This is a genomic window from Limnohabitans sp. TS-CS-82, from assembly GCF_002943475.1.
This window is the reverse complement of the sequence record NZ_PTQX01000002.1, coordinates 56,696-78,936: the sequence shown is the minus strand read 5'-3', so window position 1 is coordinate 78,936 and position 22,241 is coordinate 56,696. Positions and strand designations below refer to the sequence as shown.

Genomic DNA, 22,241 nt, shown 5'->3' with positions numbered 1-22,241 from the left:
AAAGCCCACACATGACCACCCCACGCAAACGACTCATCCTCATCTTGGGCGACCAGCTGGACGAAGACGCCTCCGCGCTGCGCGACTTTGACCCCGCGCGCGACACTCTGTGGATGGCCGAGGTGCTGGAAGAGTCCACGCACATCCCCTCGTCTAAGCAACGGACCACCGTTTTTTTGAGTGCCATGCGTCACTTCGCTGCGCACCTGCAAGCCCGCGGCTGGCCCATGGTGTACAGCCAGCTCGACGACGCAGACAACACGGGCACCTTGGCCGGTGAACTGAGCAAAGCCATCGCCAAAGTGAAGCCGCAACAACTGGTGATGACCGCACCCGGCGACTGGCGCGTGTTGCAAAGCCTTCGCGCTGTGGCGCAGCAACATGACTTGCCGCTAGAGATCAAAGACGACACACATTTCTTCAGCACCGTGCGTGACTTTGCTGCGCATGCCAAAGACCGCAAGCAGTTGCGTTTGGAGTACTTCTACCGAGAGCTGCGCCAGAAAAATGGCATCTTGATGGAAGGCAAAAAACCCATTGGCGGCCAATGGAACTTTGATGCCGACAACCGCGGCAGCTTTGGCAAACAAGGGCCGGGCATGTTGCACTTGCCCACTCGCATCGCACCCGACGCCATCACCCAAGACGTGATGCGTTTGGTGAATGACAAGCTGGCTCATCACCCCGGATCGATCGCGCAGTTTGGTTGGCCCGTCACGCGTGCACAAGCGCAGGTGGCATTGGACGAATTCATCACCCACCGACTGCCCAGCTTTGGGCTTTACCAAGACGCCATGTGGGAAGGCGAAGTTTGGCTGTATCACTCGCACCTGTCGTGTGCGCTCAACTTGAAGCTGATCAACCCACGTGAGGTGTTGGCTGCGGCAGAGGCAGCTTTTCACAATGGCCATGCGCCGTTGCAAGCGGTGGAAGGTTTTGTGCGCCAAATTTTGGGCTGGCGTGAATACGTGCGCGGCATTTACTGGACCCACATGCCCGACTACGCCGAGGGCAACGCCCAACAAGCGCACGAACCGTTGCCCGAGTTTTACTGGACCGGCAACACCGAGATGGCCTGCTTGCGCGATGCGATTGGACAAACCCTGCAACACGGCTATGCACACCACATTCAACGGTTGATGGTGACTGGTCTTTACGCTTTGCTGCTGGGCGTGGAGCCCAAACAAGTTCACCAGTGGTACCTCGGCGTGTACGTGGATGCCGTGGAATGGGTGGAGCTGCCCAACACGCTGGGTATGAGCCAATTTGCCGACGGCGGCCTGATGGCCAGCAAGCCCTATGTGGCCAGTGGCAAATACATCGACCGCATGAGCAACCACTGCAAAGGCTGCCGTTTCAACCCCGCCGAATCCACGGGTGACACCGCCTGCCCTTTCACCACTTTGTATTGGGATTACTTGGGTCGCCACACCGACATGCTGGCCAAAAACTCTCGCATGTTGATGCAACTGAAAAACCTCAACCGACTCACGCCTGAGCAGCGCGAGGCCATTGCCGCGCAGGCAGAGGCACACCGCAAACAACTTCGAGCCTAAATTCGCGTCTAACTTTGCGCTTAGCAAAAAGCCCCTCAAGCTTTTGGGCTTGAGGGGCTTAGAGGGATAAGGTAGCCGGGCTACCTTGCAAAGTTTTCCAGAGGCCTGAACCTCTGTGAAGCTTAAACGCTAGCCAAAGCAGCGTTCAGCGTGGCGCTTGGGCGCATCACGGCTTCAAGCTTCTTAGCATCGGGCAGGTAGTAGCCGCCGATGTCAACAGGCTTGCCTTGAACCGCATTGAGCTCGTCAACAATCTTCTTCTCGTTGTCGGTCAGGTTCTTGGCCAAAGGCGCGAACTTGGCAGCCAAGTCTTTGTCTTCAGTTTGCGCTGCCAACTCTTGTGCCCAGTACATGGCCAAGTAGAACTGGCTGCCACGGTTGTCGAGCTGACCTGTTTTGGGCGATGGGTTTTTGTTGGTATCCAACAATTTACCAGTCGCTGCATCCAAAGTCTTGGCCAACACGGTGGCTTTGGCGTTGCCGTTTTTCAGACCCATGTCTTCGAAAGACACGGCCAAGGCCAAGAACTCACCCAGTGAATCCCAACGCAAGTGGTTTTCTTCCACCAACTGTTGCACGTGCTTAGGTGCAGAACCACCCGCGCCTGTTTCGTACATGCCGCCACCGGCCATCAAAGGCACGATGGAAAGCATCTTGGCGGAGGTGCCAAGTTCCATGATGGGGAACAAGTCGGTCAAGTAGTCACGCAAGATGTTGCCGGTCACCGAGATGGTGTCCAAGCCGCGGCTCACGCGCTCCAAGGTGTAGCGCATAGCGCGCACTTGAGACATGTGCTCAATGTGCAAGCCATTGGTGTCGTGGTCTTTCAAGTACAAGTCAACCTTTTTGATCAACTCGTTCTCGTGAGGACGGTATGGGTCCAACCAGAAGATGGCGGGCATGCCAGAGTTGCGTGCGCGGGTCACAGCCAACTTCACCCAGTCACGGATGGCAGCGTCTTTGACTTGGCACATGCGCCAGATGTCGCCCTCTTCGACGTTTTGGCTCAACAAGACTTCGCCTGTGGCCAAGTCGGTGATGTTGGCTACGCCGTCTTCTTGAATCTCGAAGGTCTTGTCGTGTGAACCGTATTCTTCGGCTTGCTGCGCCATCAAGCCCACGTTGGGCACAGTGCCCATGGTCTTGGGGTCGAAGTTGCCGTGCCACTTGCAGAAGTTGATCATCTCTTGGTAGATACGGGCAAAGGTCGACTCTGGCATCACAGCCTTGGCGTCCTTCAAGCGACCATCGGCGCCCCACATCTTGCCGCCATTGCGGATCATGGCGGGCATGGAAGCGTCCACGATGATGTCATTGGGTGAATGGAAGTTGGTGATGCCTTTGGCCGAATCGACCATCGCCAATTCTGGGCGGTGCTCGTGGCACGCGTGCAGGTCACGCTTGATTTCGTCTTGCTGGCTTTGTGGCAAGGTGGCGATCTTGTTGTACAGATCGGCCATGCCGTTGTTCACGTTCACGCCCAGTTCATCAAACAACTTGGCGTGCTTGGCGAAGGCTTCTTTGTAGAAAATCTTCACGCAGTGACCGAACACGATGGGGTGAGACACCTTCATCATGGTGGCTTTCACGTGCAAGGAGAACATCACGCCTGTTTTGTGTGCGTCTTCGATTTCTTTTTCATAAAACTCGACCAGCGCTTTTTTGCTCATGAACATGCTGTCGATGATTTCTTTGTCGAGCAAAGAAACTTTTGGTTTCAACAGAATGGTTTTGCCGCTCTTGGTGATGAGTTCCATCTTCACGTCACGGGCTTTGTCCAAGGTCAAAGACTTTTCACCGTGGTAGAAGTCGCCATGGTGCATGTGTGACACGTGCGAGCGAGAGGCTTGGCTCCAGTCGGCCATGCTGTGTGGGTTCTTGCGAGCGAACTCTTTCACAGCGCGAGGGGCGCGGCGGTCAGAGTTACCTTCACGCAAAACGGGGTTCACCGAGCTACCGATGCACTTGGCGTAGCGAGCCTTGATGGCTTTGTCTTCGTCTGTCGTGGGAGCTTCTGGATAATCAGGCAAGGCATAGCCTTTGGACTGCAACTCTTTGATGGCGGCGGTCAACTGGCCCACAGAGGCGCTGATGTTGGGCAGCTTGATGATGTTGGCTTCTGGCTTCAAAGTCAGCTTGCCCAACTCGGACAAGTTGTGCGACACGCGTTGCGCTTCGGGCAACAGATCAGAGAACTCACCCAAGATACGGGTTGCCACAGAGATGTCACTAGACACCACGTCGATGCCAGCAGGCGCGGCAAAGGTACGAATGATGGGCAAGAACGAAGCGGTCGCCAACAAGGGGGCTTCGTCAGTCAAGGTGTAAACGATTGTGGATTTATCAGCAGCCATTGCTCGGTCTCATTCTTTATTTGGATAGGGTGAAAGAAATACTGTTTTCTTGTGTTTTGCGGCGGTTAACCACGCACAACAAAGCGAACATTATCCACGCGACTTTAGTCCAATCGCCCCTGCGCTTTGCTTACGCCACGACCCGCTGAAAAATCCTTATTCCAATTTGACATATATGTACAACTAAGAAATCGTTGGTTTTGGCATAAAGACCACCTACAGTCCACGCCATGCAAGATTTTGGTTTCGTATTCGCGGGTTTCTTTGTGGGCTTGGTCGTCGGCTTGACCGGGGTGGGCGGCGGCTCGCTGATGACGCCCATCTTGATCTTCTTCTTTGGCGTCAAGCCCTACATGGCCGTGGGCACCGACCTGCTGTTTGCAGCCTTCACCAAGGCGGGCGGCACGTTCAGCTTTGCGCGTCAACGCATCGTGCCTTGGCGCGTGGTGATTTCCTTGTGCGCAGGCAGCATTCCAGCTGCGGGCGCCACGTTGTGGGTACTGCACAACATTGGTCCGTCTGACCCCGCTGTGCAAAAAGTGATGACGCTCACCCTAGGCATCGCCCTGCTGCTGACCGCCAGTGCCATGCTCTACAAAGTGATCCGTGGCAAACAAGCGCCCGTGGTTCTGGCCGAGGAAAACTTGCGCCAAGCCACCCAGCCCCGCCACTGGGCCCTGCCCGTGTTGTTTGGCGCTGCCATTGGCATCTTGGTGACCCTCACTTCGGTAGGCGCAGGCGCCATTGGCGTGACGGTGCTTATGATCCTGTATCCCCAACTGCCTTTGTCACGCATCGTGGCAGCCGACATTGCCTATGCCGTGCCGCTGACTATGGTGGCGGGCTTGGGCCACGCATCTTTGGGTTCGGTGGATTGGTCTTTGTTGGGCCTGCTGCTGACCGGCTCTTTACCCGGTATTTGGTTGGGCTCTCGCCTGATGCACAAAACACCTGAGCGCGTGATTCGTTCGATTCTTTCTGTGTTGCTGGCATGGGCTGGCAGCAAGTTGGTTTTTGCTTAATTTTTTCGTTTGAGTTCTTAGATGTATCAATACACCGCCTTCGATTCAGAGTTTGTCAAAGCACGCGCTGCACAGTACCGCGACCAACTCACCCGCAACTTGGCTGGCAAATTGGCTGACGACGATTTCCGCCCTTTGCGTTTGCAAAACGGCTGGTACGTGCAACGCTACGCCCCCATGCTGCGCGTGGCCGTGCCTTACGGCGAACTCAACAGCGCACAGCTGCGCGTGTTGGCCCAAATCGCCCGCGACTACGACACGCCTTCGGCTGAACTGATCGAACGCGCGCAAAGCACCCAAGACAAGATTGGCGGTATTGACGCGCCCAAGCTGACCACCAACTACGGTCACTTCACCACCCGTCAAAACGTGCAGTTCAACTGGATTCCTTTGGACAAAAGCGCCGATGTGATGGAACTGTTGGCCAGCGTCAACCTGCATGGCATTCAAACCAGCGGCAACTGCATTCGCAACATCACCAGTGACGAGCGTGCCGGCATTGCGGTGGACGAAGACGTCGACCCACGCCCTTACGCCGAAGTGCTGCGCCAGTGGAGCACCTTGCACCCTGAGTTCGCTTACCTGCCCCGCAAATTCAAAATCGCCATCACCGGCGCCACCGAAGACCGCGCTGCGATTGAGTGGCACGACATTGGCCTGCGCCTGCTGCGCGATGAAGAAGGCAATGTGGGTTTCAAAATTTACGTGGGTGGTGGCATGGGCCGCACGCCCATCACAGGCACTGTCATTCGTGAGTTCTTGCCTTGGAACCAAATCATCAACTACCTCGAAGCCGTGGTGCGCGTATACAACGGCTGGGGCCGTCGCGACAACATCTACAAAGCGCGTATCAAAATTTTGGTGAAGGCCGAAGGCCAACGCTACTTTGACGAAGTCAACGAAGAGTTTGACCGCATCTTGGAAAACGGCGCACACCACACCATCCCGCAAGTCGAACTGGACCGCGTGAGCGCCTGCTTTGTGCTGCCGCCCGTGGACGTGGTGTCGGACGAAGCCCAAGAGAAAGCCGAACAAGCGTTACTGACACAGGCCCGTGCAGACAAAGAGTTCACCCGCTGGTTGCAACAAAACGTGACCAGCCACCAGAACCCTGGCCTGCGCGTGGTGACCCTGTCATTCAAACGCTTGGGCCAAGCACCAGGCGATGCGACAGCCGACCAGTTGGCGATTGCAGCTGACTTGGCTGAGAAATACAGCTCCAGCGAAGTGCGCGTGAACCACGACCAAAATTTGGTGCTGCCTTGGGTGCGCATCGACCAATTGGCCGAGTTGTACCAAGCCGCCAAAGCCGCAGGCTTTGCACGCGCCAACGTGCACTTGCTGACCGACATGATTGCTTGCCCCGGTGGCGACTACTGCGCCTTGGCCAACGCCCGTTCGCTCCCCATCGCAGCGGCCATCACCGAGCGTTACCAAGACCTGGACGAATTGTTTGACTTGGGCGAGATTGACTTGCACATCAGCGGCTGCATCAACTCTTGCGGCCACCACCACAGCGGCCACATCGGCATCTTGGGCGTGGATAAAGACGGTCAAGAGTGGTACCAAGTCACCCTCGGTGGCTCGGACGGCTCGTTCTTGAGCGGCCCAGCCAAAGCAGGCAAAGTGGTCGGCCCGTCATTCGCCGCCGCCGAAGTGGTGGATGTGGTGGAAGCCGTGCTGGACACCTACCGCGACAAGCGCGAAGGCCACGAGACCTTTGCACGTACTTTGAACCGTGTGGGCTTTGATGTGTTCAAAGCGGCGGCCAACTCGGCCCGCAACACCACGGCACGCGCCAACTAAATACACGGCCTAAGCCTAAAACAGATACGAGATAAATATGAGCTTGCAAATCATTACCCAACACACCACCGACGGCGTCAATGCACGCGCGTTGGCCAACGACGTGGACGTGCAAACCTTGGACCTCGAAGGCTTGGAGCGCATCGATTTGAACTTCCCCAAGTTCACCGATGGTCGCGCTTTCAGCCAAGCGTTTGTGCTGCGTCGTCGCGGCTTTGGCGGTGACATCCGCGCCCATGGCGATGTGTTGATTGACCAATTGCTGCAAATGCAACGCAGCGGTTTTTCTAGCGCCGTGCTGCGCGACGACCAAGACGCGGCACACGGCGAAAAGCTGTTGACGCACTACAAAGCTTTCTACCAAGGCGATGCCGTTCAGCCCGTGCCTAATTTCGCTCAAGTGGCGTAAACGGCACGAACGGTTTCAATCCTCCCGACACACGCTGCATCTTTTCATGAGCCAATCCTCTTTTCTCTCGTCCGGCGGCACGTCCAAAGCCACCACGCTAAATGCTCGCGCCAGCGACGACTTCGCTGCCAAGCTGGCCGAAACCCAAGCCTTGCTGCAACGCGCAGCGGCTGAGTTTTCTCCTGTCACGCAAGCTTCTAGCCTCGGCGCTGAAGACGTGGTCATCACCCACCTCATCAACAACTTGAAGCTCGACATTCCCGTGTTCGTGCTCGAAACCGGCGCTTTGCACACCGAGACTTTGGCCTTGCTGGAGCGCACAGAAGCCACCTCACGTGCGCCCATCCACGTGTATCGCCCTGTGCATGAATCGGTCATCCAGTTTGTGCGCACAGAGGGCCAAGATGCGATGTACAAAAGCATAGCCCTGCGCAAAGAGTGCTGCGGCATCCGCAAGATGGAACCGCTCGCCCGCGCCCTCAAAGGCCAACGCGCTTGGATCACCGGCTTGCGCCAAGAACAATCCACAGCGCGCGCCGATGTGCCGTTGCAAGACGACAGCGAAGTGACGACCAAGAATTTGACCAAGTTCAACCCCTTGGCCAAATGGACATGGGGCGATGTGTGGCACTACATCGCCACGAACAACGTGGACTACAACCCACTGCACGACCAGTTTTTCCCCAGCGTGGGCTGCGCACCTTGCACACGGGCAATCAGCCTAGGCGAAGAGTTTCGCGCGGGCCGTTGGTGGTGGGAAGACGAAGCCGCCAAAGAGTGCGGCTTGCACGTGAAGAAATAAAAGTTAGATACCGAGAAACGTCATGAACGCTAAAACCCAAAACGAGTTGCACCACTTAAGCAACACCCACCTCGATGCGCTGGAAGAAGAAACCATCTTCATCTTGCGCGAAGTCGCTGCCGCTTTTGAGCGCCCCACCCTCTTGTTCTCAGGCGGCAAAGATTCGCTGGTCATGCTCAAGTGCGCTGAGAAGGCGTTTGGCGCAGGCCGCATCCCTTACCCATTGTTGATGATCGATACGGGTCACAACTTCAAGGAAGTGACGGACTTCCGCGACTCACGTGCCAAAGAACTCGGCGCTGAGCTGATTGTGCGCAGCGTCGAAGACTCGATGAAAAAAGGCACCGTGCGTTTGGCGCATCCTGGTGAGAGCCGCAACGTGCACCAATCGGTCACCTTGCTTGAAGCCATTGAAGAATTCCGCTTTGACGCGCTGATTGGTGGCGCACGCCGTGACGAAGAAAAAGCACGCGCCAAAGAACGCATCTTCAGCCACCGCGACAGCTTTGGCCAATGGCAGCCCAAGGCACAACGCCCTGAGCTGTGGACCCTGTTCAACCACAAGTTGCAGCCCGGCGAACACTTCCGTGTGTTCCCCATCTCCAACTGGACCGAGCTCGACGTGTGGCAATACATCGCCCGCGAAAAAATCGCGCTGCCTTCGATCTACTACACGCACAAGCGTGAAGTGGTGGACCGCCGCGGCCTGTTGGTGCCTGTGACAGAACTCACGCCACCCAAAGACGGTGAGAAGGTAGAGATTCGCGATGTACGTTTCCGCACCGTGGGCGACATCACTTGCACTTGCCCGGTCGAGAGCGACGCGGCTACGCCTGAGCAAATCGTCATCGAGACCTTGGCCGCCGACGTGAGCGAACGCGGTGCCACACGCATGGACGACAAAACATCTGAGGCTTCGATGGAGAAGCGCAAAAAAGACGGGTATTTCTAATGAACGCACTTAAATTCATCACCTGCGGCTCAGTCGACGACGGCAAGAGCACGCTAATTGGCCGCCTGCTGGTGGACACCAAAGCGGTGTTGCAAGACCACTTGGCTGGCGTTCAACGCTCTGGCGAAACCGACCTCGCTTTACTGACTGACGGCTTGAGTGCCGAGCGAGAGCAAGGCATCACGATTGACGTGGCTTACCGCTACTTCAACACCGAAGCACGCAAGTTCATCATTGGCGACGCACCCGGCCACGAGCAATACACCCGCAACATGGTGACCGCCGCCTCTAGCGCTGATGCTGCTGTGGTGTTGGTGGATGCCATCAAGCTCGACTGGAAAAATCCAGCGCTCGAATTGCTGCCGCAAACCCGCCGCCACTCGCTGCTGGTCAACCTGTTGCGCGTACCCTCCATCGTGTTTGCCATCAACAAACTCGATGCAGTGGAAGACCCCGCACTGGCGTACAAAAACATCGAAGCTGCTTTGCGCAAATTTGCCAAAGAAGCGGGCATTTCCATCACGGCCATGGTGCCCGTGTCCGCCCTCAAAGGTTGGAACGTGGTGACCACCGAAAACAATGACCAAGCCGACTGGTGCGGCTACACCGGCCCGAGTTTGCTGAGCATCTTGGAAGAGTTGCCCAACACGCCCGCTGAAACTGAGGTGGCCTTCAGCTTCCCCGTGCAGTGGGTTGAAAAATTCCACGACTCTGGCGTGACCACCCAAGGCCGCCGCGTGTTCTGGGGCCGTGTGGCCACGGGCACCATTGAGCCAGGCCAAACCATCAAAGTGTTCCCAAGTGGCCAAACCGCGGTGGTGTCGCAAGTGTTGTCAGCCACACGTGAGCCACAAAACAAAGCCGCTGGCCACAGCGCTGGCATCGTGTTGGACCGCGAAGTGGATGTGTCACGTGGTGATTGGTTGTTGGCCGCCGAAGGCAGCCCCGAAGGCCAACGCCAGCTCAACACCACCATCGCTTGGATGGACGACGAGCCCTTGGTGGCTGGTCGCGTTTACTGGGCTTTGCACGGCCACCGCTGGGTCAAGGCCAAAGTGCAACGCGTGGTGCACCGCCTGAACGTCAACACCTTGGCCGAAGAAGAAGCCACCGAGCTGGCCCCTAACGCCATTGGCCACGTGACCTTGGCGCTGCAAGAGCCTTTGGTCACCCTGCCTTTCAAGCAGTCGCGCATCTTGGGCGCGCTGGTGTTGGTGGACACCGCCACGCACAAAACCTCGGGCGCCGTGTTGGTGAACTAAGCCAGCTCAAAGCCCTGAATTGAATCCCGTTTAAAATCATAGGCTTGGCGCAACACATGTGTGTTGCGCCGTCTTTTTACCCATCGATTGAATTGTCATGACGCACGTTGTCACCGAAGCCTGTATCCAATGTAAGTACACCGACTGTGTGGACGTTTGTCCCGTCGACTGCTTCCGCGAAGGCCCTAACTTCCTCACCATCGACCCAGACGAGTGCATCGACTGCGCTGTGTGTATCCCTGAGTGCCCTGTGAACGCCATCTACGCCGAAGAAGATGTGCCAGAAGGCCAAGAACACATGACCAAGCTCAACGCTGAGCTGTCGCTCATCGGCTGGCCCAGCATCACCAAGCGCAAAGCGCCAATGGCTGATGCCGACGCATGGAAAGACAAAAACGGCAAACTCGCCGAACTCAAGCGCTAAGCACCTCGTCCTATGACGGCCTCCGCGATTCACACCGATGCCGTCATCGTGGGCGCAGGCCCAGTGGGCCTGTTTCAGGCTTTTCAACTCGGCCTGCAAGACATTCGCAGCCACATCATTGACGCCCTGCCCCATGTGGGCGGCCAGTGCGTGGAGCTGTACGCCGACAAACCGATTTACGACATTCCAGGCATCCCTGTGTGCACAGGCCGTGAGTTGGTGGCGCAGCTGCAAACCCAAATCCAACCTTTTGCGCCGACCTTTCACCTCAACCAAGAGGTGACCGAGGTTGAGCGTTTAGACGATGGCCTCATCTCGGTGCGCACCTCGGCCAAGCAACAGTTTGTTTGCAAGGTGCTGGTCATCGCCGCAGGCGTGGGCGCATTCCAAGCGCGTAAGCTGAGCGTAGAAGGTGCCGCAGAACTCGAAGGCACGCATATGCATTACCGCTTGGGTGATGCCTCACGCTTTGCGGGCCAAGACGTGGTGGTGTTGGGTGGCGAAGAGTCTGCCGTTGCGGCGGCGTTGAAACTCACGCTCGAAACAAAAGCACCACGCAGCATGACCCTGATGCACCGCCGCGATGTGTTCACCGCCGAGCCCTTGCTGCTGCAAGCCATGCGTGATGCGGTGGCCAGCGGCAAGCTGCAACTGCAAATCGGCCAACCCACCGCCTTGCTGAACACATCCAACCAACTGCACGCCGTGCAAGTGGCGACGCCAGATGGTCAAACGATCGAGTGCTCGGCACAGCAAGTGGTGGCGTTCTTGGGCCTCTCGCCCAAGCTCGGCCCCATTGCCAACTGGGGCTTGGCGATGGAGCGCAAGCAACTGGTGGTCAACACCGAAACCTTTGCCACCGATGTGCCGGGCATCTTTGCCGTGGGCGACATCAACACCTACCCTGGCAAGAAAAAGCTCATCCTGTGTGGCTTCCACGAAGCCACTCTCACCGCTTTTGGTGCAGCCGCCATCGTGCACCCCACACGAAAGACCCTGTTGCAATACACGACAACATCGACCGAGCTGCACCGCTTGCTCGGACTCGTTTAAAATTCACACTGCGTTAGCAATAACGCATCCGCTAGGGGTGTTGAAGCCGTCACCGACTTCGACTGAGAAAGTCCCTTTGAACCTGATTGAGGTAATCCTCGCGCAGGGAAGCTTGGTCTTACAACGAGGCTCTTCACTCACCAGAGCACACACTCGTTTCAAAGTCAGCCGACCTGTCATAACGTTTAAGGAAACGTCATGGCAAACCATTCGCCATTCTTGAAAGCAACGCGCGTTCGCGCGGCCGTTGCACTGTGCATTGCATCTTGCGCGTCCGCTTGGGCGCAACAAAACCCGACCGAAATCACCATCACCGACAAACTGCCCGCACGCGTGTCTGGCTTTGGTGATATGCCCGCTCACGAACTCCCGTTCAACACCACCACCATTGACAGTGCCACGCTGAAAGACATTGGCGCGCAACGCGTCTCTGACGCCCTGCGCCTGGACGCATCGGTCACCGACAGCTACAACTCTCCCGCCTATTGGGACATGCTCAGCGTGCGCGGTTACACCCTCAACAACCGCTACAACTACCAGCGCGAAGGCTTACCCATCAGTGCCGAAACAATGATTCCGATGGATGACAAAGAGCGCATCGAGTTGCTCAAAGGCACAAGCGGCATGCAGGCAGGCACCAGCGCACCCGGTGGCTTGGTGAACTATGTGGTCAAGCGCGCGCCAACCAACGCCGAGCAGAAAATTCGCAACATCACCCTCAGCTACGGACAAGGCAACAACCGCTCAGTTGCTGCTGATTTAGGCGGGCGTTTCGGCGAAAACGCTGACTTTGGCTACCGCTTCAACGTGGCTCATGAAGATCTAGATCCGTACATCAAAAATACCAAGGGTCATCGCGACTTGGTAGCTTTGGCTATGGACTGGCGCATCAATGGCAACAGCAAACTGGAATGGGAATTCGAGCAAAGTCATCGCGAGCAAATAGGTGTGAATGGTTATAGCCTGCTTGGCGGCCAGCTCCCGCCCACCGTGGATGGGACAAAAAACTTCACCTACCAGGCTGGATCACAGACTGGCGTGCCTAAATCACAACCTGGCGTATTTGATGCATTCACAGGCAGCGTCCGCTTCAAACACAACTTAGACAATGGTTGGTTGTGGACGACGCAATATGGCACACAGCGATTAAAAACTGATGACCGCTTGTCGTTTGCTTTTGGCGCGGATAACTACGGAATTGCGACCAACTTTAAATCTAATGGAGACTTTGATCTTTACGATTGGCGCAGCGAAAACGAACGACGATTAAATGAGGCCGTCCAAACAGAACTCTCTGGATCGACCGTCATCGGCCAACAAAAACATGATCTAAAAATCAGCTTTATGCGCCAAAGACAATTGGACAGAATGCCTTTGACGCAAACCAATAACTATGTAGGCTCGGCAAACATATATTCAAATCAAGTAGACACAACGTACGCATACACAGACTCCCCCCCCTCAACCAATCGAACCGAATACTCAAACGAGTTCGCCCTCAAAGACCGCGTACACCTCACGCAACAAACCTCCGCTTGGCTTGGCTTGCGCCAGATCCAAATGAACCGACAAAGCGTGAGAACCGATGGCAGTCGCCCTGTTCAAGACGCACGCAACGTGACAACGCCGTGGGTGGCTTTTAGCCATGCCCTCGACCAAAGCGTCACGGTATACGCCAGCTACGGCCAGGGCATAGAAACCGAAGTCACCCCCAACAAAACCGGCACTTACGCCAACGCGGGTCAAGCGCTTCCCGTGCTGCGTAGCTACCAGCGTGAAGTGGGCGTCAAAGGACAAACGACTGCCAGCAACTGGCAGGTCACTTGGTTTGACATCACCCGCCCAACCGCGGGCGATGCGCCGGCAAGCGGTAGCTTAGTCAACCGTCAAATGGATGGGGAAGCTCGCCATCGAGGCCTCGAACTGAGTGGAAGCACTTCAGTGCAAAACTGGAAGCTCGGCAGTGGCTTCACATGGATAAATGCCAAGCGACAAAACGCAGTGATTGACACCTCCGTGAATGGCGAACGTCCTCTGAATGTCCCAGCCTACATCTTGCGTGGCATGGCTGAGTACCGCTATAGCAGCGTCCCAGGCTTACGCACAGGGCTGCGCTTGTCTCACGAAGGAAAACGTGGTGTCACAGAACAAAGCAATGGCGATATCCAGCTTCCCGCTTGGACGACCCTCGACGCGTCGGCCCACTACGATACAAAAGTAAACAACGTGGCATCCACTTGGACATTGGCCATCGATAACGTGGCCGACAAGCGTTACTGGCGGGAATCGCCCAAACAGTTTGGCCACTACTACCTCTACCCCGGAGCCCCACGCACTTTAAGGGCCACCGTCCAATTTCGACTCTAAAGATCAAGTAAAGTCAAAAGGATGAATCGTAAGTCTAGGTTTTTTGGAGTTCCGCGCGTACAAAGTGCTGTTGCACTTTGTATTGCCGCCACCTCATCGGCTTGGGCTCAACAAAATCCAACTGAAATCACCATCACTGCGGAGCCACCCATTTTGGTATCGGGCTTTGATGGTGTGACTCGGCAAGAGTTGCCCATCAGCGTCACCTCCATCAGCAACGCCACCTTGCGCGACATCGGTGCACAGCGGGTGTCAGACGCACTTCGATTAGACGCCTCTGTCAGCGACAGCTACAACCTGCCTGCCTATTGGGACAAGCTCAGCGTACGCGGCTTCGCACTGGACAACCGCTACAACTACCGTCGCGAAGGCCTTCCCATCTCTGCTGAAACCATCATTGCGATGGACAACAAAGAGCGTCTTGAATTGCTCAAAGGCACGAGTGGCGTTCAATCAGGCATCAGTTCACCAGGCGGCTTAGTGAGCTACCTGGTCAAACGCGCCCCCACTAGCTCAGGCAAAAACATTCGTGATGTCACACTGAGCTACGGCCCTGGTGACAACCGTTTGGTCTCGGCTGATTTGGGTGGGCGCTTTGGTGACGGCACTGATTTCGGCTACCGCATCAACCTCGCCCACGAGGACCTCAACCCCTACATTCGCGACACTCGGGGCTATCGCAACTTGTTGGCCTTGGCGATGGACTGGCGCATCAACAGCAGCAATCGCTTGGAATGGGAGTTAGAGCAAAGCCACTACGAACAAATTGGCGTCAACTTTTACAGCGTGCTGGGCTCAGACCCAAACAACGGTCGATTTGTTTTACCAGCGACGGTGGATGGCACACGCAACATCACGCGTCAGCCCACCTCACAACCTGGTGTATTTGATGGTCTCACCGGGACTGTGCGACTGAAACACCAGCTAGATGATGGCTGGATGTGGCGCACGCAGTACGGCACACAGCGTTTGCGCGCAGATGACAGACTCACCTATGCCTCTGGCTGCAGCAGCACTCAAACCAAAAGTTTTTGCCTCGCACCCATGGGGAATTTTCAAATCCATGACTTTCGCAGTGACAACGAACGCCGTCAAACCGAAGCTGTTCACACAGAACTCAGTGGGCAGGCAGACATTGGCGGGTTGAGTCACTACATCAAATTCAGCGTGATGCGACAGCGTTACATCAAGCAAATGCCCTACACCGCGGCAGACACGTTATTGGGCAGCACCAACAGCACCAACGGTGGTTTGACCTCCCCCAGTGGCGCAACCCAATATTGGCCAAACACCAATGCCAGCGACTACAGCACTGAAATTGCCTTCAACGATCACCTGAGCCTAAGCAAAACCACCGCGGCTTGGTTGGGACTGCGCCATACACAACTCAATCGCAGCAGCATCATGACCAACGGTGATGGGATGGTGAAAGACGAACGCGGCGTCACAACACCGTGGCTAGCGCTGAGTCATCAGCTTGATGCGAATTACCTTATTTATACGAGCTACAGCGAAGGCCTAGAAACGCAATCAGCCCCCAGCTCAAACAGCTATACCAACTCAGGTCAACCACTGCCTGCGCTTCGCAGCAAGCAGCGCGAGGTGGGTTTGAAAAACCAGCATGAACGAGCTCAATGGCAAGTGACTTGGTTTGACATCACACGCCCAGCCACAACGGATACCGGCACTTGCGATACGACCGCGAGTAGCTGCACGCGAAAAATAGATGGCCAAGCCCATCACCAAGGCCTAGAACTGAGCGCACAAAACACACTGCAACGCTGGTCTTTCGGCGGCAGCGCCATGTGGCTAGATGCCAAACGTGAAAACGCCACGGTTCAAAGCGCTCTGAACGGTCAGCGACCAATCAACGTACCTCAATACATTTTGCGTGGCATGCTTGAATACCACTTCGCCAGCGTAACGGGCTTGCGATCTGGCTTGCGCCTCTCTCGCGAAGGTGAGCGTCATGTCACCAATAAAAACGACGGCAACCTCATACTCCCCGCCTGGACCACCGTTGATGCCACGACCCATTACGACACCAAGGCCAACAGCGTAGCCTCTACTTGGACACTGGCGATTCACAACCTCGCCAACAAGCACTACTGGCGCGAATCGCCCAAGGAATATGGGCAATATTTCCTCTACCCAGGGGCACCACGAACCGTTCGTGCAACAGTTCAGTTCCACCTCTGAAAATGGCGCAAAAAATGCGCTATAATTTTTGTATTCCTCGATAGCTCAGTTGGTAGAGCGCCGGACTGTTAATCCGTAGGTCCCTGGTTCGAGCCCAGGTCGAGGAGCCATAAAAAAGTAAAGCCTTAGCATTCACGTGCTAAGGCTTTTTCTTTATGCTTTTTTGTATCTTCTACTTATCAAGAACAAGCCGGTTTTAGTATTGTTTAACGATCTCACTCGTGCACAAGTACTTGGTACGTCGGTCTTTCGGTGAATTGCGGCTGGAGAACCGAACTGTGATAAGGCCATAACATCGGTCGTCATCCACGACTGATTGAGTGAATGTTGTATTGAAATAGCCTCTAGAAGTTTCAAGCCACGCCGATCAATCGCGTGTGCACGTATGAACTCTTCCTTCAGAAAATTTGCCAAATTAACGAATTTCAAATAATACGGCATTGTTAGCTCCCAGCTTTAGTAACAAGCGTTCAATTTCCAAGCAAGCAAACCTCAAACCATCTTCTTGCAAAATTGATTTTGTATTTTTTTTACTACCGTCATCCTCGACGCTAGAACCAGTCAGCAATCTCTTTATCCCTTCAAGCAGCAACAATTCAGATAACTTCATAAACGGCAAGACTTCAGCAACACCTACTTTTTTAGCTCGAGCCGCTTGATCAAACTGATCTAGTGTTCTTGGAAGAATCAAACTTGGTTTATTGGCAGCCATCGCCTGCATAAGCGTTGCCACGCCTCCGTGATGCACCACGCATTGACACGCCCTAAAGAGCACTGAGTAATCAGCAAAGCTACACACATGTACAGGCATTGATGGATCAACATTTAATGGAACGCCCTCACGCTTTATGAGCACGGCCCTCACACCAAGCTTGGCAATTACCTTGAGCGCCAACTCATAAAAATCTTGTGGGTCCACCCTAGCAACAGAACCTAATGTAAAAACAACAGGTGCCGGACCAGATGCCAAAAAATTTTCAAGGCCTACATCGTGAGTCTGATGCGCTACGCGGATCGTTTCTTTCACAAAACCACACTGAATCGTCTTCGCAGGCCAATCAGCTTGAGGTCTAGCCAGCAACGGCGAGAACAAAGCCAAGTTCAACCAAGACGAGTAACGCCCAGCAAATAAGGGATGTTCATGTGGCAACCCAAGCTCTTGCTCTATCTGGCGGTAATCCACATAAATCACATCTGACAGTTTTAAGAAAAACCATTGCAAAACAGCTTTCCACCAATTTGGCAGCATCGAGTCTTTGCCTAGCCAGCGCAAGCCATGCAAATATGGTGGATCGATGAATGAGATAAACGCCATCGGCGACACGCCCGAAAAGACCCAGGTCTTACCCAAAGCACGCGCAACCAATGGCGCAGCCAAACTGGTTTGAGAACCAAGAATCAAATCAAAGCTAGGTGCCAACCTTTGAATGCATGCCACTTCTTGCCTAAGGTGCTTGCCAAGCTTGCGGAGCACTTTCAAACTGCCCAAAAGGCTTTGCGTTAAACCTTTGAAATCCTTGCTGTTCTGCTTATCAGCAGCTTGGCCAACATCAAATGCCACGCATTCAATGCCTTGTTTGTTCACAACACCAAAATTCGAAGCGTTCACAACCATCAAGACCTGATGACCGTTTTTTTGCAGCCCATGCGCAAGTGCGATGTATGGCAGAACGTCGCCCAAAGAGCCGCGCGTACAAATCAGAATTTTTGACAATTGCTTGACTAAATTGCTGAGCTTCAAAAAATGGTTTGGCTATCGAGCTTGGATTTGCGAATCAAATCCACCACCGGCTGCTCACGCTTGTTGGCGCGCTGGCAGTGGCCTGGTTGAAACTTATCGGTGAGACGAATCACCACTTTCGCCCAGCGTTTGTCGCGTTCGCGCCATGCATGAGAAGAAATCGACTCCCATGCATAGCCATTAAAAATCGTGGCATTCACAAAGTTATCCAGCGCCCGCACACCTGCTCGGCCACGGGCGTTTGGGCCAAAAAAACCAATCCACACCAACAGCCAGTAACCCAGTACAGCCAGCGGTATCAATGCGCATAACAAAGTAAATCCAACCGCCCGCTCTTTCATACACCCTTCCTTCGTCGATGTAGCTTCAACCGCACCCCATTCGCTGAACGAATCGTCAAACGCCCCACAGGTTGTGGCTCGTGCTCTGGCAAAGCTGAAATAAGGTAGTCACGCACCAAACTTGCCAAAATCAACGTCGCCTCTTGCAACGCAAAGGCCGCGCCCATGCATACCCTCGGCCCCATGCCAAACGGTAAGTAGGCTTGCTTCAATGACTCGCGTGAAGCGTCGTTGTCATAACGATCGGGGTTGAACACATCAGGGTCATCCCAAAACTCACGGTGCCGCTGAATCAGCCATGGCGACACCACCACTGTCGCCCCCTGCTCTATCGTTTTTTTACGCATGGGGCATGCAGAAGCAGATTGCCTAGCCATGAACCCAACTGGCGGAAACAGACGTAAGGTTTCTCTGAATACATTGCGCACCAAGTCGAGGTAGCGCATGTCTGACAGCTCGGGCTGCCTATCGGCCAAATGCATCACCACCTCTTGGTGCATGCGCTCTTGTATATCGGGTGCGTTGGCCATCAAGTAAGCAGCCCAAGTTAAGGCGCTGGCAGAAGTTTCGTGCCCTGCTAAAAACAACATAGCCACTTGGTCTAGCAACTCTTCAAAGCTAAAGCCCTCGCCTGATACTTCATCTTTCGCATCTAAAAACGATTGCAAGATGTCTGTAGTGCCACTCGGCTTACCTGCGCGGTGTGCATCAAAGCGCGGGCGAATCAATTGCCCTAACAACCCGCGAATGGCAGCTGCCGCACGACGACTACGCCAAACATCCCAAGGCCACACCAACCAACGCAACCCGTAGATAGACGGCAACATCAGCCGAGGCGCAATGGCCTGAAACCTTGCAAACTCTGTAAAGATACGCTTGGCATCAGCGCCCTCCATGGGCACCGAAAAAATAGTGCGAAAGATGATGTCTGCCGTCACATGCGTCATCTCTACTTCTAGGTCGTACTCCGCACCGTCGGGCAAAGCAGACAAACGTGTCAGCATGTCGGCAACCGCTGCTTGCATCACTGGAAATGCCACATTAAGGCGCGCCTGTGCAAATGCGGGGTCCATCATGCTCCGCTGCTTGCGCCATTGGTCGCCAGAGGTTGTAAAGATGCTCTCGCCCAACAAAGGCTTCAAGGCTTCACCTAGCAAATTGCTTTTAGGAAAAGCTTCAGCCTGGGTGTCCATCACCTGCTTCACCAAAGCAGGTTCGTTCACCATGTAAAGGTCTAAGCCAGGCAAATGCACCTCGCCCATGCGCATGCGGTAGCTGCGCTCATACAAGGCATCGAGCCACGAACGTCTGGCGCTGAAAAACATCAGCAAGGCTGAAGCCTTGCTTTGGCGAGGCTTGGGGTACACAGGGCAAAAATGACGCATCACGGCTTTCTAGTTAGCATCACTTGTATGCCCTTGGCTGAACGCACAGTCAAACGCCCCACCACCTGTGGCTCAAACCCCGGCACGGGCAGCACGTCATAGGTCTTCATCACAGCACTCAAAATTAAAGCGGCTTCTTGCATGGCAAAACCTGCCCCAATGCAGGCACGTGCTCCCAAACCAAAGGGCAAGTAAGTACCTCGCACGGGGGCGTTGTCTTTGTTCAAGAAACGTTCAGAATTAAACACATCGGGCTCACGCCACCAACGCCTGTGCCGGTGCAACAGCCACGGAAACACTAGCAAGGCGTCCCCCTTCTTGACCTTGGCACCGCGAATTTCTTGGTCTTGCATCGCCTCGCGGGGAAAGTAGCCAACGGGTGGGTACAAACGCAAAACCTCTCGAAACATAGCAGCCACACCACTGAGCTGGCGCATCTCTGTAAAGTTCAGTTCACCCGTGGGTGCGACCTGAAGTAGTTCATCGACCAATTGTTTTTGTAGTTTGGGTGCCTCGCCCAACACATATAAGCACCAGCTCAACGAACTAGCCGATGTTTCGTGTCCTGCCAAAAAGAGCATACAAACTTGGTCTAGCACCTCTTGCTCGGTCAAAGCAGCGCCGTCTTCTGGGTCGATGGCACAACGCAAGCCAGACAAAATGTCAGCACCATTTTGTTCTTCGCGAGTGGTTAAGAACTCAAACCGTCGGCGCACTTTGTCACCCAAAAAGGCTTTGATCACCGCCGCGTATTGGCGACGGCGGTAGTCATACCAAAGCACCGGCAAACGCAGCAGCTTGCACACCATCACCTTTTGCGCAAACTCTTGGTAGCGGGTGAAAGCAGCAAACAAGCTGGCAGCTTCGGCCTCACCCAAAGGCACTGAAAAAATGGTGCGGTACACGATGTCTGCCGTTACATGCGTCATAGCAGCATCGACATCTAGAGGCTTGCCAAGGTCCTGCTGCTCAAACCGCAACAACATATCTTGACACGCCTGCTGCATAAGTGGGAACACCAAACTCAAACGAGCATGGCCAAAGGCCTGGTCTAGCATGCGCCGCTGCCGCTGCCACACTGTGCCATTTGTGGTGAAGGGGCTGGAACCAATCAACGGTTCTAACGACTCGTGCATCAAACGGTGTTTTGGGTAGTTAGCTGGCTCTTTCACCAAAATGCGCTCGACCCACTTGGGGTCGTTGATGATGAACACACGCATGGCTGGCAGCCAAAAGTGGCCCAGCAGCATCTCGTAGCTTTTGTGGCTGAGTGCGTCTATCCACGAATGGGCAACTCGCCAAAAGCCCAACACTCCCACCTTGCTTTTTTGTAGCGGCGCAGGAATGGGTGGTGTGAACTTAGGCACGCGCCCTCTCGATGTGCTGCTCAAACAATTTGGGGCCATACAGCACGTCAAACAAATTAAAGTTGCCTGCCAACTCTGGCGAACGTAAATACAAAAAATGCGCATCCAGTTTGTTTTGCCGAATCACCGCCCAACTTTGAGGGGTGTACATCTTGAAAAAACTGGCACTGTGCAACACGGGCATCGGGGCCTTGCTGTGGTCCACGTCTGTTTTAACCAACGGGTGCGCACGGTAAAAACACAGCGGGTCTATCTTGGCCGTCACATCGCACCACAGCAAATGGGGATGGAAGCTCAAGCGCTGCAATGCTTCTTTGAACAGCCGGGCTTTCGGCCTTGGCACCATGGCAATGAACGGGTAGCACTGCCCCAAAGTCAGTACCTTGGTTTTTCTCCCCTGCTGCAACGCCTGCCAGCGTGGGTCTTGCAGCAAAGCGTCCACAGCGCCCACCATCATCAAGGTGCCAATGCTGTGGCCCACCAGCAGCACCTCATCCACAGGGTCTTCTTGTTGGCGCTGTATCACGTGCTCTACCCATAGCTGGGTGCGCTGCTCTGCACCCTCTATGCCACTGCGCCCCATGCGAATGACATACGTGAAGATGCGAAGCAGCCAAAACAAGCCTCTGCGCTCGCCGTACACGCCCAGTGCCACCACCAACCCCGCACCCATAAGCCAAGCCAACACTTGCCAAGCCCATTGCAGCCATTGGGGGCCAAGCATCAGCGTGCTCAGTGACTGCAAACCCAAAGCCAACAAAACACCTAGCAACAGCGATACAAGCAAATACGCCCCCGGCAAAACGCCAGTCATATAAACACCCTCAAAAATTTGCTTCACCCGCGACAAGTCCACATCAAAAATAATGCCGCGATACGCCAGCCAAAACTCTTTGACTAGTGCCCAAGGTCTTTTACTCCAATGGTTGCGGATGATGTCGTCCCAACTCATAAACACATGCTGGGTTTTAATCGACTGAGCTTCATTGCCGCTACTTTGCCAGTTCACCGTCCAATGGTTGAACAGCTTGCCCATTCGTCTGCGGCGGCCAACATTTAAGGTGCCCCCCTGCACTTGCGGCTTGGCTGCTTCTTCTACACACAAGCGGTGGTAATAGGCTGCACCACGTGGGTCAAAACCGCTGAAGTAGTGCACGCGACGGCGCACTACTTGCTCTTGACTTTCAACAGTCACTTGTCT

17 protein-coding genes, 1 tRNA gene and 1 riboswitch are annotated in these 22,241 nt (G+C 54.8%); of the genes, 12 read left to right on the top strand and 6 right to left on the bottom strand.

Translation table 11 applies throughout. The features are described from left to right. Positions 1-11: 11 nt before the first annotated feature. Positions 12-1,556 carry a cryptochrome/photolyase family protein gene (locus C5F52_RS04895; protein WP_104797235.1) on the top strand — a complete coding sequence of 515 codons (1,545 nt, stop codon included), beginning with the start codon at positions 12-14 and terminating at the stop codon, positions 1,554-1,556. A 122-nt stretch (positions 1,557-1,678) separates the two neighbouring features. Here the strand turns inward: C5F52_RS04895 and C5F52_RS04890 are convergent, their stop codons facing one another. Beyond that, positions 1,679-3,910 (bottom strand): NADP-dependent isocitrate dehydrogenase, encoded by a 2,232-nt coding sequence (locus tag C5F52_RS04890; RefSeq protein ID WP_104797234.1) that lies wholly within the window; start codon positions 3,908-3,910, stop codon positions 1,679-1,681. Between the two features lie 230 nt (positions 3,911-4,140). Here C5F52_RS04890 and C5F52_RS04885 point away from each other — a divergent pair, with 230 nt between their 5' ends. The 11 genes from C5F52_RS04885 to C5F52_RS04835 all read left to right on the top strand — a co-directional run bounded on the left by C5F52_RS04885 (position 4,141) and on the right by C5F52_RS04835 (position 16,316). Further along, complete coding sequence (locus C5F52_RS04885) at positions 4,141-4,932, top strand: sulfite exporter TauE/SafE family protein (RefSeq protein ID WP_104797233.1); 792 nt, start codon at positions 4,141-4,143, stop codon at positions 4,930-4,932. Between the two features lie 21 nt (positions 4,933-4,953). Next, positions 4,954-6,738 carry a nitrite/sulfite reductase gene (locus C5F52_RS04880; protein WP_104797232.1) on the top strand — a complete coding sequence of 595 codons (1,785 nt, stop codon included), beginning with the start codon at positions 4,954-4,956 and terminating at the stop codon, positions 6,736-6,738. Positions 6,739-6,775: 37 nt separating this feature from the next. Next, positions 6,776-7,147: a DUF934 domain-containing protein gene (locus C5F52_RS04875; RefSeq protein ID WP_104797231.1), complete on the top strand. Its 372-nt coding sequence runs from the start codon at positions 6,776-6,778 to the stop codon at positions 7,145-7,147. A gap of 46 nt (positions 7,148-7,193) precedes the next feature. Beyond that, positions 7,194-7,949 (top strand): phosphoadenylyl-sulfate reductase, encoded by a 756-nt coding sequence (locus tag C5F52_RS04870; RefSeq protein ID WP_104797230.1) that lies wholly within the window; start codon positions 7,194-7,196, stop codon positions 7,947-7,949. A gap of 22 nt (positions 7,950-7,971) precedes the next feature. Then, complete coding sequence (gene cysD, locus C5F52_RS04865) at positions 7,972-8,901, top strand: sulfate adenylyltransferase subunit CysD (RefSeq protein WP_104797229.1); 930 nt, start codon at positions 7,972-7,974, stop codon at positions 8,899-8,901. Continuing rightward, positions 8,901-10,163, top strand: coding sequence for a sulfate adenylyltransferase subunit 1 (locus C5F52_RS04860; RefSeq protein ID WP_104797228.1), 1,263 nt, complete (start codon positions 8,901-8,903; stop codon positions 10,161-10,163). Before cysD ends, C5F52_RS04860 begins: the two co-directional genes overlap by 1 nt. Before the next feature lie 97 nt (positions 10,164-10,260). After that, complete coding sequence (gene fdxA / locus C5F52_RS04855; RefSeq protein WP_104797227.1) at positions 10,261-10,587, top strand: ferredoxin FdxA; 327 nt, start codon at positions 10,261-10,263, stop codon at positions 10,585-10,587. Positions 10,588-10,599: 12 nt separating this feature from the next. Then, positions 10,600-11,640 (top strand): NAD(P)/FAD-dependent oxidoreductase, encoded by a 1,041-nt coding sequence (locus C5F52_RS04850; RefSeq protein WP_104797226.1) that lies wholly within the window; start codon positions 10,600-10,602, stop codon positions 11,638-11,640. A gap of 23 nt (positions 11,641-11,663) precedes the next feature. Continuing rightward, positions 11,664-11,766, top strand: a riboswitch (TPP riboswitch). Between the two features lie 72 nt (positions 11,767-11,838). Beyond that, a complete protein-coding gene (locus C5F52_RS04845; protein ID WP_104797225.1) occupies positions 11,839-14,007 on the top strand; it encodes a TonB-dependent siderophore receptor in 2,169 nt (722 codons plus the stop codon). Positions 14,008-14,028: 21 nt separating this feature from the next. Beyond that, on the top strand, positions 14,029-16,206 hold the full coding sequence (locus C5F52_RS04840) for a TonB-dependent siderophore receptor (protein ID WP_104797224.1): 2,178 nt from the start codon (positions 14,029-14,031) through the stop codon (positions 16,204-16,206). Between the two features lie 34 nt (positions 16,207-16,240). Further along, positions 16,241-16,316, top strand: a tRNA-Asn gene (locus C5F52_RS04835). A 305-nt stretch (positions 16,317-16,621) separates the two neighbouring features. Here the strand turns inward: C5F52_RS04835 and C5F52_RS04830 are convergent. From C5F52_RS04830 to C5F52_RS04810, 5 genes are read right to left on the bottom strand one after another with little or no spacing between them, the layout of a single operon-like run. Then, positions 16,622-17,947, bottom strand: coding sequence for a glycosyltransferase (locus tag C5F52_RS04830; protein WP_104797223.1), 1,326 nt, complete (start codon positions 17,945-17,947; stop codon positions 16,622-16,624). Next, positions 17,944-18,288 carry a hypothetical protein gene (locus C5F52_RS04825; protein ID WP_104797222.1) on the bottom strand — a complete coding sequence of 115 codons (345 nt, stop codon included), beginning with the start codon at positions 18,286-18,288 and terminating at the stop codon, positions 17,944-17,946. The genes C5F52_RS04830 and C5F52_RS04825 overlap by 4 nt, the downstream gene beginning before the upstream one ends. Further along, positions 18,285-19,673, bottom strand: a complete 1,389-nt coding sequence (locus C5F52_RS04820; RefSeq protein ID WP_104797802.1) for a cytochrome P450 — start codon at positions 19,671-19,673, stop codon at positions 18,285-18,287. The genes C5F52_RS04825 and C5F52_RS04820 overlap by 4 nt, the downstream gene beginning before the upstream one ends. Continuing rightward, on the bottom strand, positions 19,673-21,040 hold the full coding sequence (locus tag C5F52_RS04815) for a cytochrome P450 (protein WP_161499648.1): 1,368 nt from the start codon (positions 21,038-21,040) through the stop codon (positions 19,673-19,675). Before C5F52_RS04815 ends, C5F52_RS04820 begins: the two co-directional genes overlap by 1 nt. After that, positions 21,033-22,235 (bottom strand): hypothetical protein, encoded by a 1,203-nt coding sequence (locus C5F52_RS04810; RefSeq protein ID WP_104797220.1) that lies wholly within the window; start codon positions 22,233-22,235, stop codon positions 21,033-21,035. The genes C5F52_RS04815 and C5F52_RS04810 overlap by 8 nt, the downstream gene beginning before the upstream one ends. Positions 22,236-22,241 lie beyond the last annotated feature (6 nt).